A 16,740-nucleotide genomic window follows, 5' to 3' on the forward strand; every position below is an offset into this window, starting at 1 on the left:
TAGAAGTAGAAGTAGAAGTAGAAGTAGAAGTAGAAGTAGAAGTAGAAGTAGAAGTAGAAGTAGAAGTAGAAGTAGAAGTAGAAGTAGAAGTAGAAGTAGAAGTAGAAGTAGGAAGTAGAAGGAAGTAGAAGTAGAAGTAGAAGTAGAAGTAGAAGTAGAAGTAGAAGTAGAAGTAGAAGTAGAAGTAGAAGTAGAAGTAGAAGTAGATGCTTGTGTTGATATTGAAGTTGAAGTCGAAGTAGATGTATTTGTTGGTATTGGTCGGTAAGAAGGTTGAAGTAAGTATTCACAAGGTGGCAAATAGTCATAAGGGGGAAAAACACAGTCGCACTTGAGCGGAAATAGTCACATAGGAGCACGACACGGTCACCTAGAACGAGAATGCTGAAAGAGTGAGGGAAGTTCATTAATTAATGAACTTTCTTCACAATAATTATTCGAATAGAGACGTCTATGAGGAATAGTGAGGTAAACCTCACTCCCCATGAAGCAAGGTTCACGGGTAATGAGGTTTACCTCATAATCTCTAAATATGGTTCTATTAAAGTGGGATTTAGTGAGGATGGACTCATACAATAGTGAGGTAAGCTCACTAAAGGAAAATCAGACAAACCAATCTCCTTACTGACCACTCTTGACCTTAGTGAAAAACTTACTGACCACTCTTGACTTTAGTGAAAAACTTACTGACCGCTCTTGACCTTAGTGAAAAACTTGCTGATCGCGTAGTAGGCCGCGCCGCGTACGGCGGATTGTTCCTGCAGCTCAGCGAACAGGATACGCATTTGCTCGCGATGATAAGACAATGTGCGCCGATCAACCGCTGCCTGGACAGCGGGCTCCAGCCATTCTGCCGCGCGGCTCATTCGGTTGCCGATGATTACAACATTAGGGTTGAACACGTTGATGATATTCGCGATACCGGCTCCTAAGTAATCACCGATTGAGCGAATGAGCGCGTGAACCTCTTCATCGCCGGCAGAGGCGGCAGCAAGTAATGCCTCTAAGCTGTCAAAACCTAGAAGTGCAGCCCGTTCAAGCAAGGCATTCTCTGAAGCGTATAATTCCCAGCAGCCTAAATTGCCGCAGCTGCACGGCTTTCCATCGTATTCAATAGACAAATGTCCAAGCTCGCCAGAGAAGCCTGATGCACCCTTGTATAGCTCTTTGTTCAAAATAATACCAGTACCAATACCGATTCCGACACTCACATAAATTTGGTTTGGAATACCGCGCCCAGCGCCGTATTTCTGTTCCCCCTGCGCACCGGCATTCGCTTCATTGTCGATAGTGACAGGCAGCTCGAAACGTTCTTCCAGCCAATGCTTAAGCTCCACATTCCGCCACTTTAAATTAGGCGCGAATAATATAGTCCCGTCACCATCGACAATACCTGGAACGCCAACGCCAATGCCTACAATGCCATAAGCGCTTTCTGGCGCTTCGGCAATCAAGCCCTCAATACATTCAGCAAGCTGCATCAGAGTAAAGTCAGAATCATGGCGCTTCAAGCTGCGTTGATGCTCGGCAATGACATTGCCCTCCAAATCAACCAGCAAGCCGCGAATATAATTTACACCGAGATCAATTCCGACCGCATACCCGGCAGTGCCATTGAAAAGCAATATAACAGGTTTTCGTCCCCCGCTAGATTGACCTGGCCCGATTTCCACAATCAAATGACTGTCAATTAAATCTTGGACAAGGCTAGATACCGTCGCTTTATTAAGCCCAGTAAGCTCTGATATTTGTGCACGCGACAAGGGTGCGTGTTTGATCACGGCTTCGAGCACGATGGATGTATTTATTTTTTTGATGAGCGCTAAGTCACCAGTTGGTTTTAATTTCAAAGATAAAGCCTCCGTCCACTTCAGCAATAATTATCATTGTATCATGTATGCGAGTTGATTAGATCTTTCTAGTTTAACATAAAAACTTAGTTTGTTTAATAGACAAACTAAGTTAAGGCGTGTTATTCTTTGAGTATAAAAAGTAGAAGAGTTCCTCGTACGGTGTGACACTTCGCCGTGAGACGTGAACCATAACCCTATCACAGAGCGGCAGCGTATCGATCAACTACGAGTCATTTGTGTTGAGGTCAACTTCTATTTTACAAAATACCAATACCGTGAAGGAGGATTTTGTTTTCTATGAGCTATTTTAAAAACATTAACACGATCCAGTTTGAAGGCAAAGGCTCGGATAATCCATTGGCATTCAAGCATTACGACCCGAAACAGGTTATTCTTGGTAAAACAATGGAGGAGCACCTGCGCTTCGCGGTTGCTTACTGGCATACTTTTAACGCAAATGGCACAGACCCGTTCGGATCGGCTACTATGGTTCGCGGCTGGGATCAATATACAGGCCTAGATCGCGCGAAGGCGCGTGTTGAGGCTAACTTTGAATTTATGAATAAGCTGAACATTCCTTTCTATGCGTTCCACGATGTGGACATCGCGCCAGAGGGTGAAACTCTGCAAGAGACGAACAAAAACCTTGATGTTATCGTTGCTTTATTGAAGGACAATATGAAGCAATCCGGCAAGAAACTGCTTTGGAACACGGTTAACATGTTCTCTCACCCACGTTATGTTCATGGAGCTGGAACAGCAGTTAATGCCGATGTATATGCATATGCAGGCGCGCAATTGAAAAAAGGGCTTGAGGTTGGTAAAGAGCTTGGCGCTGAAAACTATGTGTTCTGGGGCGGCCGCGAAGGCTACGATACGCTTCTTAACACAGATATGGGCTTTGAGCTTGATAATCTGGCTCGTTTGTATCACATGGCTATTGCCTATGCGAAAGAAATCGGCTTTGACGCTCAATTCCTCATTGAGCCAAAACCGAAAGAGCCGACCAAGCACCAATATGACTTTGATGCGGCTACAACGATCTCATTCCTTCAAAAATATGGCTTAAAGGATCACTTCAAGCTTAACCTGGAAGCAAATCATGCTACGCTAGCTGGTCACACTTTCGAGCACGAAATTCGTACAGCTGCAATTAACGGCATGCTTGGATCACTCGACGCGAACCAAGGCGATTTGCTGCTAGGCTGGGATACTGATGAATTCCCGACTGATCTATATTCGACAACACTTACGATGTTTGAAGTATTGAAAGCGGGCGGCATCGGACGCGGCGGTGTTAACTTCGATGCGAAGGTTCGTCGCGGCTCATTTGAAGCGGATGATCTATTCCTTGCTCATATTGCAGGTATGGATAGCTATGCATGGGGTCTAAAGGCAGCAGCTAAACTAATCGACGAGAAAATTTTGGATAACATTGTAGACAATCGTTACCGCAGCTTCAAAGAAGGCATTGGCGAGCAAATCGTGTCCGGCAAAGCGACACTTGCTTCGCTTGAGCAATATACTCTACAAAACAATCCAATTAAAACGGAGTCCGGGCGTCAAGAGCGGATCCGCCTAATATTGAGCGAAGTTATTTTTAGCGTTTAAGTCGGGAGGATCACTGTCCAATGAGCTACGTTATAGGTATAGATCTTGGAACAAGCGCGGTAAAAGCGTTATTGGTTGACCGTGGCGGCACGGTAGCGGCGGAAGCAACTCGCAGCTACCCGCTGTTTCACGAGCATTCTGGATGGAGCGAGCAGAAGCCCGATGATTGGGTGGATGCAACGATTGAAGCGATAGCTGAGCTTATAGCTTCTTCAGGCGCGACCTCTGAGCATATCGAAGGGATTAGCTTTTCTGGTCAAATGCACGGGCTTGTCCTGCTGGATAGTCAAGGCAATCCCATACGCAATGCGATACTGTGGAATGATACGCGAACAACTGAGCAATGCCGTGAAATCGAGCAAACGCTAGGCGACAAGTTACTGAGCATAACACGCAATACCGCTTTAGAAGGCTTCACACTTCCTAAGATACTATGGGTTCGTCAATATGAGCCGGACGTTTTTGCTAAAGCAGAATTATTCCTTCTGCCGAAGGATTATCTTCGCTACCGGCTGACGAATGAGCTGCATATGGATTATTCCGATGCAGCGGGTACTTTATTGCTGGATGTGGCAGGCAAAGAGTGGAGCGAGGACGTACTTACAGCGTTCGAATTACCAGCTAGCTTCTGCCCGCCGCTCGTTGAATCGCATGGATTTGTTGGTGAGTTGCTGCCGCAAATTGCAGAGCGAACTGGTCTAACGTCGGCGACTAAAGTATTTGCTGGCGGGGCAGATAATGCCTGCGGAGCGATTGGATCCGGTATTTTGTCCGAAGGACTGTCGCTTTGCAGTATAGGGACTTCAGGTGTTATTCTCTCTTACGAGAATGACAAGACTAAAGATTTTGCGGGTAAAGTTCATTTCTTCAACCATGGCAAACAGGATTCTTATTATGTGATGGGCGTTACGCTCGCCGCTGGTTATAGTCTTAGCTGGTTTAAGAAAACTTTTGCGCCAAACGAATCTTTTGATCTGTTGCTTGATGGCGTAGACGCAGTGAAGCCGGGAGCAGGCGGATTGCTCTTCACTCCATATCTTGTTGGTGAGCGTACACCTCATGCTGATTCCGTAATTCGCGGCAGCTTCATCGGCGTTGACGGTTCTCATGAGCGCATACACTTCGCTCGCGCAGTTATGGAAGGTATTACATTCTCGCTTAACGAGTCAGTGGATATGTTTAGACGCGCCGGCAAGGCCGTTGACACGATTATTTCGATCGGCGGGGGCGCGCAAAATCCTGTCTGGCTGCAGATGCAGGCAAATATCTTTAATGCTAAAGTTGTTGCGTTAGAGAACGAGCAAGGACCTGGCCTTGGAGCAGCTATGCTCGCAGCATATGGCTGTGGCTGGTTTGACAGCTTGGAAGCATGCGCGGACAAATTTGTGAAGCATTCGGAATCGTACACACCGCAGCCAGAAGTGGTTGATACGTACGCGGGTATTTTCCAAGTATACCAACAGGTATATGAACAAACTCGCGGCTTAAATGAGGCTATTGCCCCATATCGCGGTTAGCTCGTTCTATCGCTGATCCATACCAAGAGAAGGCTGTTATCCCTGCCGGGACGACTGCCTTCTCTTTATTTTCGATGTTTGACATGATTTTCTGTTTTTTTGGCATGCTATAAGAAAAGACTGGAAAGGATGATTGGCATTGACTCATAGTTCTGCCATTTTGTTTGAATTTAATGATACTGGGAGCGCGGCGCTTGCTTGCGAGACGCTGCAGGAGCTTGGTTACGAGACTGTTCTTCATGAGGATAATCAGCTGCATATTCACATGGATGGAAATGATTTAACTTCGGCGCTTGAGATTGCGCAAGCACATGGCGGCCAGCTAGTCGAACGAAAGGAAATTGATTCTAACTCGATCACTGATAGCGCGTACGCAATGGATGCCATTTCGATCCCGGCGCATATTGTGAACGAGGATTGGATTGCCCAAGAGGAACAAGCTGAGCAGCCAGCAGGACATCGCAACGTTGTTGATGATGCGGATTATAGCGAAGAATTTCTGCCTGATTTGGGAACGTATGACCATTTCTCGGGCGATGTTCACATCTAAGTAATAGGGTTCAAAGTACATACCCCGTTAAAAAAATAGCTTCCTGCAGCATGAATGAATCATTCATCGCTGCGTGGAAGCTTTTTTTAAAATATAGGAAAGTATAAGTTTCACGTTATACTCTGCCTATATTTCACCGCGAAACGAGCTTATGCCGCCAGAGGACGGCGTCAGCCGCTTACGCTTGCTTATTCGGACGCCGCGTTTTTTCCTGCGGCGAACCCTGTTGAAAATGCGGCCGTAATATTGTAGCCGCCTGTGTAGCCATGTATATCAAGTATTTCACCACAGAAATATAGGCCTCTAGTTAGCTTTGATTCCATCGTTGTAGGATCAACCTCTTTTAAGTTGACGCCGCCGCCAGTTACGAAGGCTTCTTTTAAAGAAAGGGTTCCATAAGCTCTCACTGGAAATGCTTTGATAAGCTTGGCAAGTGCCATCCATGACTGCTTTGGAATATTATCATAGGTTAGATTTTCATTTAACTGCGCACCGAGCAGAAGCAATGGAATTAGCTTTTCTGGCAAATATCCTTTCAAAACATTTTTTATAGCTTTCTTGGCGTCTGTTTTTGTTAAGCTCAATGACTCGGAATACACCTCATCGATGCTTTTTTCCGGAAGAAGATCAATAGTAAGAATGATGTTGCCAACATCAAATTGCTTTAAAGCTTTTACAACAAATTGGCTGCAGCGCAGCGCGGTCGGCCCTGATAATCCGAAATGGGTGAACAATAAGTCGCCATGATGCTCAATGATTTTCTTTCCCTTAGGATTCCATACGGATAAGCCAATATTTCTGAGGGACAATCCTTGAAGCTCCTTTGATGTGATGAACGGCTCATTGGATGTTATCGGTACTTCGGTTGGGAACAGCTCTGTTATAGAATGACCTGCCTGCTCTGCCCAGATGTAACCATCACCTGTAGACCCTGTATGCGGCACTGATTTTCCTCCCGAGGCAACAATGACGCTTTTACCATGCAGGACATCCTTGGATTGGAGCCTTACTCCTGAAACCCGACCATCCGCATAGAGCACTTTCTCAACCGGGGAATTCGTTCGGATCGTCACGCCTTGCTTCCTCACTTGATTGATAAGAGCATCTACAACGGTCTTGGCTTTATCCGTTATGGGGAACATCCGCCCGTTGTCTTCTTCTTTCAGACGAATACCTAAATTTTCGAAGAAGGCAATAATATCTTTATTGCTGAAGTTAGAGAATGCGCTATACAAAAATCTTCCGTTACCAGGTATATGTTTAATCAGTTCATCAATATCCTTATTATTAGTAACGTTGCATCTGCCGCCGCCGGAAATACCAAGCTTTCGCCCTAATTTATCCCCTTTGTCCAAAAGTATAACTTTCTTGCCATTTTCGCTGGCGGCAATAGCTGCCATAAGTCCTGCTGAGCCTCCGCCAATTATGATTACATCGTACATAGCTTTCTCCTTTACTAATTCTGCTTGCTCTATTGTAACATTCTTTCCTCATAGTTTATGCGTTATAATGAAGCCATTATAAACGAAATGAAAGGCGGCTGACAGATGCGACGCGAAGAATGGCAATTAGTAGGTGCGGAAGGAACAAAGTTGTTTGTTCGGGAGTGGATGCCAAAAGAGCAGAATGTCAGGGCGGTAGTATGTCTAGTGCATGGTATGGGGGAGCATGGCGACCGTTATCATCATGTTGCTGAGTACATGACAGATGCAGGCATTGCGCTTATCGCACTGGATCAGCATGGTCATGGACGTTCTTCAGGCAAGCTCGGACACATGCTTTCTATAGACGCTGCGGCTAGCGATGCTGCCCTTATTATAGAAGAGGCGGGAAAACGTCACACAGGCTTGCCGATATTTTTGTACGGTCATAGTATGGGGGGCAATGTCGCATTGAACTGTGCGTTGCGTTTGCAACCTACTATAAAAGGCTTAATACTTACAAGTCCTTGGCTGAGGCTGGCGTTTAAGCCGCTTCCATTGCAAGAATGGCTTGGACGGCGGTTAGCTTCTATTTTACCGGCTTTGCAGCAATCGACTCGATTAAACCCAAACGATTTGTTCCGACCTGGTTATGCGAAGGCTGCTCCTATTGTCAATGATCCATTATGCCATACGAAAATTACGGTTCAAACCTTTAATGAGGTTGGGAACGGCGGAGAATGGGCACTCGCGCATGCAAATAACCTCAATGCTCCTTTGCTGCTGCTTCACGGTACCGCTGATCGGGTAACGTCATATGAAGCTAGCCGATTTCTCGCGGAACAGCTGGAAAAGCGCTGTGAATGGAGAAGCTGGGACGGCGGCTTACATGAACTGCATAATGATGTGGATGGCGAGTTGGTTATTCATGAAATAATAGAATGGATAGAACGACAATTATAAATCAAGGAAGTTTATCTTTTAATCGGATTAATAGATTAGAATTATTGAGTTATTCATGGCAGCAGCTAAGACACGATTAGGGGGAACCGATCGTCTGTGATGAAGGAATTGTTATTACAATTCATATTGTCTTTATTTCATATTGAAAGCTGCTGCGGAGCATACTACCCTAGAGTCGCAAGACAAGTCTGATCATAAGGCTTGGATGGAAGGAGGGAAGTAGGATGACGCAGCAAAACCAATGGGACGGCAGCTCAAAGGAACAAAAGCAGCAAGCGGCAAAAAATGCTTCAAAAAGCAACAAGTCTGCTGAAACCCAAGGCTTCGATAAAAAGCTGGATGGACCGAATCAGCCTTCTACATAATCTGATTTCAGGGTTCATTCCTATAAGGATATCGGAATTGGTATTCAGAAGACAGAAATTAACGTTTTTTTGTGCGATGAGCAGCCAGAGTGTATTCTCTCTGGTTGCTTTATTTTGATTACGGACGGTATAATAATAGTAGCTTAAATAAAGTTATTAAAGGAGTGTGTTCGATGTCGATGTCATTCGAACGATACATGTTAGATATGGTTCAACCAATGCGGGACGATCTTACTCGAATTGGTATTCAAGAGCTTCGTACGCCTGAAGAGGTTGAAGCAAGCTTGCCGAATGCAAGCGGTACTGCGCTAGTTGTAATAAATTCCGTATGCGGCTGCGCTGCAGGCCAATGTCGTCCAGGTGTTGCCGAAGCGCTTCAGCACGATGTAACGCCGGATCATTTGTACACTGTATTTGCTGGCCAGGATAAAGAAGCAACAGCTAAGGCTCGTGAGTATTTTGCTCCTTACCCGCCGTCTTCCCCTTCCATCGCATTGATGAAGGACGGAGAGCTGGTACACTTTATCGAACGTCACCAGATCGAAAATCGTTCCGCAGCGGACATTGCAGCCGATCTGACTGACGCTTTCGATCGGTTTTGTCGCTAGTAGGGTCGTTAACTATGACTCTACAAAGAGAAATCATTGAACGTCTTGGCGTCAAGCCTGAAATTGAACCTAAAGCGGAAATTCGCAAACGGGTTGATTTTTTGAAGGAGTCAGTAAAAAAATCAGGAACTACAGGGCTGCTTATTGCAATCAGCGGCGGTATCGACAGTGCGGTTGCTGCAGGACTGTGCAAGCTTGCGACAGATGAGCTAAGTGCTGAGACAGGTCGCGAATATATGACTCTCGGCGTATTCCAGCCATATGGCGTTCAATCCGATATCGCTGACAGCTATGCAGTTGCGGAGGCGTTCAAGCTGAAGCACAAAGTAGAGACGAATATTGCGGAAGCGGTTGATGAAATCGCTATTGAAGTAGAGCATAGCTTCAAGTCTCTAGGAATTCCGCGTCACATAAGCCGCGGCGGCAAAGGAAATGTGAAGGCGAGAACGCGGATGGTTATGCAATACGCGCTCGCATTCGACCTTAATCTGCTAGTAGTCGGAACCGATCATGCATCCGAAGCCATTACTGGTTTTTACACCAAATGGGGCGACGGTGCAGTAGATATAACTCCGCTCAGCACGCTGAACAAACGTCAGGTTCGCCTGCTTGCTTCGCATATCGGCGTACCGCAAAGTGTGCTGGATAAAGCGCCGACTGCCGGTCTTTGGGACGGTCAGACGGATGAGGATGAGCTAGGTATCACTTATGGCGATAACAGCGACTATCTCGAAGGTAAAGAAATCGCAGAGGAAGTGCGTGAGAAGCTGGAGAAGCAATATTTGAAAACCGAGCATAAGCGTTCTCCGATACCAGGAATTTAAACATTTCTTATGCAAGTAATTACGACAAGTAAAAACTGCCCTACACGCTCGAGCAATCGGCAGTGTAGGGCAGTTTTTATATGAGGAGAGAACGGTAATGACCTTCCAGCAAAGACAAAATGAAATTATCGTTAAGATAGCACAGCTTGCTGAAAAACAGCCTTTACTAAACAGTCAATTATGGTTTCATAATGATATACGTGATAATTTCTACTATGCGTCTTATCTATTCACAGCTTCCATTCATCATGCAAATGAGCTTCAGTCAAGTGCAGAAGAGGCTAAAGCGAAAGCGACTAGCGTACTGTTAGAGGTTCTTGGACTTCAAGACCAGAATCCATCGAGTGAAACCTATGGTCATTGGCCTCTAAACTTAGAGCCATCGCCCCGGCTAGCAAGACCGCATGCCCTTCCAGTGGAATTGATGGGCAGTTTAATGGCTTACTTTACAGTCAAGCATGAAGAAGATTTTAGTAAGCCGCTTCTAGAAGCGTTTAATAAGGCTTTATCTCATATATATCGCAGTGATTTTTATCGTCAGCCGATGATTCATTTCAACCATCACGAAGCCAAGTATACAGCAGCCAAAATAATTTTTGGTGAAAGATTTGGAGATTCCCAGCTTGTGGAGGACGGTGGACAATCGCTGAAGCAAACGTTAGAGCATGTTCGAAAAAATGGAATGTCGGAGTATGGCTCGTTACCGTGGTTTTGGCACTGGGTGCAGTCATTCACCTGCGCATGGCATTTGACGGACGATGCGGATATGAAAACTGAGTTAAGTGAAATGCTGGATTACCTATGGAATGAAAGAGCAGCCTTTTATTTAAAAGGGGCATGGGTAGGAGCTCATTCTCGCGGCTTGAAGCATGATAGACCGCTTGATGGAAATGTCTTGCATGATTATGTCCAATTCGGAGATTTTGAGCTTCCGGAGAAGATGCCGCGCACGGAATATGCTGGTTTTTTATTTTACGAGGCAACAGAAGCGGCGCGGCAAACTGCGTGCAATCGCATTGTACCGACAGAAGTGAACAAATTAATTACGAAGCATGCAGGCACATCAGATCAGGTTAGGCTGCATAGCTACGCATACATAACAGCAGATTTTGCGGCAGGCGGCATGTGGGAACGATTCACGGAGTATGATAATGAGCAGCATCGTTGGGATATTAGTCTTCCCATTAATCATGAAGCAGGTATTAACCAAGCGTATTTCTACCATCCTTCTGAAAATGGTACCGTACATGACCCAAGACATCAAAGTGAATTTGCTGAGGTTCTGTTTCACAAAAATACGATTATAGCTCTTTATCCGATCCCAGCTGGACAAGTTGATGCGATCATTGGCATTTTACCTTTATGTGATTGGCAGCAAGAGCCGAATCTGCTATTAGGACAATCGACTAAGCTATATTGGGCCGTTCATTTGATGCAGCCGTATCAATTGGAAGCAATGACAGACCGCTGTATCGTTACGAGCAATGGCCAACAAAATGGCGTCGTAATCGAAGTAATAACGAAGGCGGATGCGGAGCGTCAAGGCTTCAGCAGTTTTGATGATTTTGCGGCGGCAGCGCGGCGAAATCGTCCAGCTTGGTCCGATAATGATACGTTATCGGTTCAATACACGAATGCGGATAATTCAAGTCTTAAGCTGGCAGTAGACCGTAATCGCAACAGTACGCCAACAATAGATGGGCAGCCTATAGATTTTGCGAATTATAAGGTATAGAACTTTTCTCACTTACCAAAGTGACTTATATCCATATGGAAGGTGATATTCAAGGGAGAGAACTCTGTTCTCTCCTTTTCTTTCTTTTGTTATAATGACAATACAAATTAAAGATACGTTAAGGGGCAGACGACCATGTTCAAACGGATCCGATCAAGCAGTCGAAGTATTATCGTTACCTGGCTGGTTTCATATCTCTCAGTTTTGCTTGTTCCGATCGTCATCAGTGGATTCATTTATGTGGCATCTCTGCAAATCGTTAAGACGGAAATTAATCGTGCCAACGAATCTGTTCTGCTCCAAATGGAGCAAGCCATTGACAATAAGCTGAGGGGAATCGAACGGTTGAGTGTGGAAATTGCGCTGAACAGACAGGTAACAAGCTTTGTACATACCGAGCCCTCTTTAAAGGATAGCGACCATTTTGATTTGTATGAGATTTCAAAAGAGCTGCGCATTTATAAACTAGCCAATGATTTTATTGATCAGATTTATGTTTATTACAAAAATAGTGATACGGTGATCTCGCCTGATAAACGGCTTAACGGTAAAAAGCTGTACGCCCAAGTTAGGAAGGAAAGCGATGAGACCTATGAAGAGTGGAATGAGTATTTTGATCAAAGATATATTCATGCTTACTCTCCTGTTATTTATCAGCCGGAGGATAGAACCGTCAAATCGGTCATGTATACAAGGTCCGTTGATCTTCATAATCCCGGTCAAGCAGGCGATGTCATGCTCTTTATTATTAAGGATTCAAAGCTGCTTGAGCATGTCGTTCCCGCAGAAGGCTCGACTGTCATGATTTTGGACGGAGAAGACCGTCTCGTTGTCTCAAACGGAGCATCGGAAATTCCATCTTTTCTCCAGCATGGCAAATTAACAGAACCTAGAGGTTTATTTTACGACTCTGAATCGGGTGAGAAAGTTGCTGTTTCCTACACGACGTCGGACGTAAACGATTGGAAGTACGTCATTTTAACGCCCGCGGCCGTGTTCAATCAGAAGATGCAGGATATGAAAAGCTTGATAGCGATAAGTATCGTGTTATGCCTAATCATTGGAGGCACCGTCACCTATTTCTTCTTGCGCAAAAATTATAGTCCTATCAACTTGCTTGTGGACAGTTTCTCAAAGAAGGTAGGCGTTTCATTTGAAGGAGGATCCAACGAGTATTTATTTCTACAGGAAGCGATAAACAGTACCTTCGCCGAAAAAGAAGAAATTACGATACGATTAAGGCGTCATAACGACGTCATACGATCACATTTTCTGATCGGCCTCTTGAAAGGACGACCGGAAAGCAACGTTCCGATCCATGAGTCGCTCGCAGCCCATGATATTCGTTTTGAATCGCCGGATTTTGCCATTCTTCTGTTCCACATCAACAATCAAGGTAAATTCGGCAGTATTGATGAAGGCAATCCTGGGAATGCCTCTAAGACCAAGCTGCTTCATTTCATTATATTAAATGTTGTAGAGGAGATATCACGGGAGAAAAATCAGGCTTATACGGCTGAGATGGATGACTGGCTCGCTTGTATTATTAATTTCAAGTCGGATACTGGAGAGAACGAGGGAGAGCTCTTACGGATTGCCGATAACGCCAAAAAGTTTCTTCAAGAGCATCTGCATATTAGTATGACTGTCGCTGCAAGCGGCATTCACAGACAATTATTCGGGATATCCGAAGCCTATCAGGAAGCATTGGAAGCGCTTGAATATGGAATAGTGATGAGCACAGGTGAAACGATACGTTATGGTGATTTGAAGCAATATGAATCGACTGGGACGCCAAGCGGTTATTATTATCCGCTCCATATCGAGCAGCAGCTGATCAATTTGATGAAAACTGGCGACATCAACAAGTCGCGTGAAACGATTGAGCTTGTTTTTACGAAAAACTTTGAGGATACGTCATTACCAGTATCGATGGCGAAGTGTCTCATGTTTGATTTGATCAGCACAATGATGAAAACGATGGAGGATATTAATGCATCGGCCCGTTCGAGCTTTATGGAGCAAGTAGATTCAATTGACGTCTTAATGAATTGCCGGACCGTTAAAGAGATGAAGGGACAACTACTTAAGATGCTTCAGCAGGTTTGTCAGTTAATCGAAGCAGGCCGCAAGGAAGACAAGCAATTAGTCATTCAAGTTGTGAAATACGTTAGTGAGCATTATAGCAACGAAAATCTCAATATTTCGATGATTGGAGAGCACTTCGGACTGACTCCATCCTATTTGTCCAAGCAATATAAGGAGCAGGCTGGTGAAGCCTTATTAGATACGATCAATAAAACGCGATTGCGAGAAGCTAAGCTGCTGCTAACAAATCAAAAAACGACGGTGAACGAAATTGCACGTTCCGTTGGGTATGGGGATATTAATACGTTTCACCGGATTTTCAAAAAGTTTGAAGGTATTACGCCTGGTAAATACAAAGAAATGATGTAAGCCGTTCAAGTTAGCTTGATCGGCTTTTTTTTTATATTTTGATGGTGCAGGCCGAAATTAATGATGCGATTTTTCACTTTTTAATGATGATTTCACTTATTGATGATTTTTTTATTAGGCAAAATTACCACATACTGATGCTAGAGTGCACTCAACTATTGTCAAGGGGGATATCTATGAAACGTCAGTCAAGCTTTTTCGGAAGAAGTTCTATCATCTTAATCGTTACTGTTCTTATTTTCAGTTTGGTTATGGCCTGTTCCAATCAGAATCAGAATTCGAATGCAGGGAGCAAGGAAACCAATAAGACGAATGAAGGTACGCAACCTGCAGAAAAGCCAGAGCAGCCCACAGGTGATACTTACCCGATTGATACCACTGAAACCATTACATCTTGGGAAGAAATAAATGATAATTTGACGTCATTTGTATCCAATCTTTCCGAAACGCCATTCGGCAAGCAATTGGAGAAGGAGACCGGCGTTAAAGTCAAATATACGCATCCAGCTAGCGGACAGCGCAAGGAGCAATTCAACCTGATGATTGCTTCCAATCAATTAACGGATGTCATTGAGATTGATTGGAACAAAGAGTATCCCGGTGGTCCTGAGAAAGCAATCAGCGATGGAGTCATAATTCCGCTCAATGAGCTGATTGACAAGCACGCGCCAAATCTGAAGAAGATCCTTCAAGAAAATAAAGAGCTCGACAAGATGCTGAAGACGGATGACGGCACGTATTATGTGTTCCCGATGATCCGTCCGGAGAATGGTCTTGTGTTCCGCGGTCCAATTGTCCGGAAGGATTGGCTGGATGAGCTTAACCTGAGTATTCCGACGACGATTGATGAATGGTATACCGTTTTGAAAGCGTTTAAAGAAAAGAAGGGGGCAACTGCTCCGCTGTCTACACTGTACAGTAATGAAGTAAATATACAGGATGCCTTTATAGGTGCCTATCGTACGGCAAACCGTCATTATATCGATGATCAGGGACTAGTCAAATATGGTCCGATCGATCCGCAATTTAAAGAGGCGTTGTCCCTACTTCGGAAATGGTATGAGGAAGGGCTTTATGATAAGGATTTTGCGTTGAATACGGAAAATAAATCGCTCGATTCCAAAATAATGGGCGGCGAGACTGGCGCAACGGTTCATCTCGTATCCGGCGGTATTGGGAGATGGATGGAAACCGCTCAAAAGAACGACCCTAACTACAAATTAGCTCCTGCCCCTTATCCGACCTTGAATAAAGGAGAGCGACCGTTCATCGGCCAACGCAGTTTTGAATATAATTCTGCGGCTAGTAAGGCTGTAACAGCTGATGCGAAAAACCCGGAGCTCGCGGTCAAATGGCTGGATTACGCTTATAGTGAGAAAGGTGCAATGCTCTTTAATTTCGGAATCGAAGGTGAGAGCTATATGATGGTCGATGGCACTCCTACGTTCACAGAAAAGGTTCAAAAAGATCCAAAGTATAATCTTCAGCAAATGATTTCTCAATATACAAAGCCGAATGGTCCTTTCCCTGGCGATCCGAGAAAAAGCTTTAACACATATCCAGAACAGGACGAAGCACTGAAGGTATGGGCAGAAACGGATGCGGATAAACATACGCTTCCAGGCTTTCTGACCCCAACTATAGATGAGAGTAAGGAAGTAGCGAAAATACTGACAGCTGTTACAAGCTACAAGGAAGAAATGTTCATCAAATTCATTACAGGCAAAGAGCCAATTGAAAATTTCGATAGCTATGTGAAACAGATCCAGAAGATGGGTATCGATAACGTAACCAAAATCTATCAGGATGCATTAGACCGTTATAACAAAAGATAACCGTCCTGCAACCGTGCGGAGATTGGAGAGGCTGCCTCCGCACGGCCCCTGCCAAAGGATAGAGAGGATATGAGAAATGGCTATGTTATTAAGATTTCGCTTGCTAATAGATATCCGGAAAAATCCACTGCTGTATGTCATGCTGCTGCCGGTTATTTTATATTATGTTCTGTTTCACTACTGGCCGATGTACGGTGCTTTGATCGCATTTAAGGATTTTTCACCGAGACTAGGTATTTTGGGAAGCGATTGGGCCGGCTTCGAGCATTTCGTTACTTTTTTTGACGGTGCATACTTTTGGAGAACAATTCGCAACACGGTTTTGCTCAGCGGTTATGATTTATTGTTTGGTTTTCCTGCTCCGATTATATTGGCTTTGCTGCTGAATGAAGTCCGAAATCAATTGTTCAAACGTGCTGTACAAACCTTAACGTATTTGCCTCATTTTATATCACTAGTCGTCATTTGCGGCATGATTAAGGAGTTCACATCGAGCAATGGTGTCATTAACGACATTATCGTATTTTTCGGAGGAGAACGAATCTCACTGCTAATGGAGCCGGGTCTATTTCGGACCATTTATGTTTCAACTGATATTTGGCAGCATATTGGCTGGGGAACGATCATTTATTTGGCGGCGTTGATTGGCATCGATCCTGAGCGATATGAAGCGGCCAAAATGGATGGAGCAGGAAGATGGAAGCAAATGCTGCATATCACTTTGCCTGGTATGCTGCCCACTATCGTTGTTCTGTTAATTTTGAACATTGGGCGCATGATGAACATTGGTTTTGAAAAAGTGATACTGTTATACAATCCGGGTATCTACGAGACTGCAGATATTATTGCATCCTATGTTTACCGGGTAGGTCTTCAGGAGTTTAACTATAGCTACAGCTCGGCAGTCGGACTGTTCAATTCGGTAATCAGTTTTATATTAGTTATTTTCTCCAATTGGCTTAGCCGACGGTTGAACGATACGAGTCTGTGGTAGAAGGGGG

At 44.5% G+C, this 16,740-nt stretch carries 13 protein-coding genes; 11 read left to right on the top strand and 2 right to left on the bottom strand.

Annotated features, from left to right (window positions below; translation table 11 throughout):
• Positions 1-683: 683 nt before the first annotated feature.
• Positions 684-1,850 (bottom strand): ROK family transcriptional regulator, encoded by a 1,167-nt coding sequence (locus AC0YN7_RS14440; RefSeq protein WP_475810716.1) that lies wholly within the window; start codon positions 1,848-1,850, stop codon positions 684-686.
• A 300-nt stretch (positions 1,851-2,150) separates the two neighbouring features.
• On the opposite strand from AC0YN7_RS14440, the gene xylA reads away from it, so the two are divergent.
• The 3 genes from xylA to AC0YN7_RS14455 all read left to right on the top strand — a co-directional run bounded on the left by xylA (position 2,151) and on the right by AC0YN7_RS14455 (position 5,531).
• On the top strand, positions 2,151-3,464 hold the full coding sequence (gene xylA / locus AC0YN7_RS14445; RefSeq protein ID WP_475810717.1) for a xylose isomerase: 1,314 nt from the start codon (positions 2,151-2,153) through the stop codon (positions 3,462-3,464).
• 20 nt (positions 3,465-3,484) lie between these two features.
• Positions 3,485-4,981 carry a xylulokinase gene (xylB, locus tag AC0YN7_RS14450; RefSeq protein ID WP_475810718.1) on the top strand — a complete coding sequence of 499 codons (1,497 nt, stop codon included), beginning with the start codon at positions 3,485-3,487 and terminating at the stop codon, positions 4,979-4,981.
• A gap of 139 nt (positions 4,982-5,120) precedes the next feature.
• Entirely contained in the window at positions 5,121-5,531 is a 411-nt protein-coding gene (locus tag AC0YN7_RS14455; protein ID WP_475810719.1) for a hypothetical protein, read from the top strand.
• 188 nt (positions 5,532-5,719) lie between these two features.
• Here the strand turns inward: AC0YN7_RS14455 and AC0YN7_RS14460 are convergent, their stop codons facing one another.
• A complete protein-coding gene (locus AC0YN7_RS14460) occupies positions 5,720-6,973 on the bottom strand; it encodes a BaiN/RdsA family NAD(P)/FAD-dependent oxidoreductase (RefSeq protein ID WP_475810720.1) in 1,254 nt (417 codons plus the stop codon).
• Between the two features lie 105 nt (positions 6,974-7,078).
• On the opposite strand from AC0YN7_RS14460, the gene AC0YN7_RS14465 reads away from it, so the two are divergent.
• The 8 genes from AC0YN7_RS14465 to AC0YN7_RS14500 all read left to right on the top strand — a co-directional run bounded on the left by AC0YN7_RS14465 (position 7,079) and on the right by AC0YN7_RS14500 (position 16,733).
• Positions 7,079-7,915, top strand: coding sequence for a lysophospholipase (locus tag AC0YN7_RS14465; protein WP_475810721.1), 837 nt, complete (start codon positions 7,079-7,081; stop codon positions 7,913-7,915).
• Between the two features lie 224 nt (positions 7,916-8,139).
• Positions 8,140-8,280, top strand: a complete 141-nt coding sequence (locus tag AC0YN7_RS14470) for a hypothetical protein (protein ID WP_475810722.1) — start codon at positions 8,140-8,142, stop codon at positions 8,278-8,280.
• Positions 8,281-8,453: 173 nt separating this feature from the next.
• On the top strand, positions 8,454-8,888 hold the full coding sequence (locus tag AC0YN7_RS14475; protein ID WP_475810723.1) for a BrxA/BrxB family bacilliredoxin: 435 nt from the start codon (positions 8,454-8,456) through the stop codon (positions 8,886-8,888).
• A 14-nt stretch (positions 8,889-8,902) separates the two neighbouring features.
• A complete protein-coding gene (gene nadE / locus AC0YN7_RS14480; protein ID WP_475810724.1) occupies positions 8,903-9,712 on the top strand; it encodes an ammonia-dependent NAD(+) synthetase in 810 nt (269 codons plus the stop codon).
• 97 nt (positions 9,713-9,809) lie between these two features.
• Positions 9,810-11,447, top strand: a complete 1,638-nt coding sequence (locus AC0YN7_RS14485; RefSeq protein ID WP_475810725.1) for a hypothetical protein — start codon at positions 9,810-9,812, stop codon at positions 11,445-11,447.
• A gap of 135 nt (positions 11,448-11,582) precedes the next feature.
• On the top strand, positions 11,583-13,904 hold the full coding sequence (locus AC0YN7_RS14490) for a helix-turn-helix domain-containing protein (RefSeq protein ID WP_475810726.1): 2,322 nt from the start codon (positions 11,583-11,585) through the stop codon (positions 13,902-13,904).
• Between the two features lie 176 nt (positions 13,905-14,080).
• On the top strand, positions 14,081-15,739 hold the full coding sequence (locus AC0YN7_RS14495; protein ID WP_475810727.1) for an extracellular solute-binding protein: 1,659 nt from the start codon (positions 14,081-14,083) through the stop codon (positions 15,737-15,739).
• Between the two features lie 76 nt (positions 15,740-15,815).
• On the top strand, positions 15,816-16,733 hold the full coding sequence (locus tag AC0YN7_RS14500; protein WP_475810728.1) for an ABC transporter permease: 918 nt from the start codon (positions 15,816-15,818) through the stop codon (positions 16,731-16,733).
• Positions 16,734-16,740: the final 7 nt, after the last annotated feature.

It is taken from the genome of Paenibacillus sp. J31R122 (assembly GCF_056269185.1).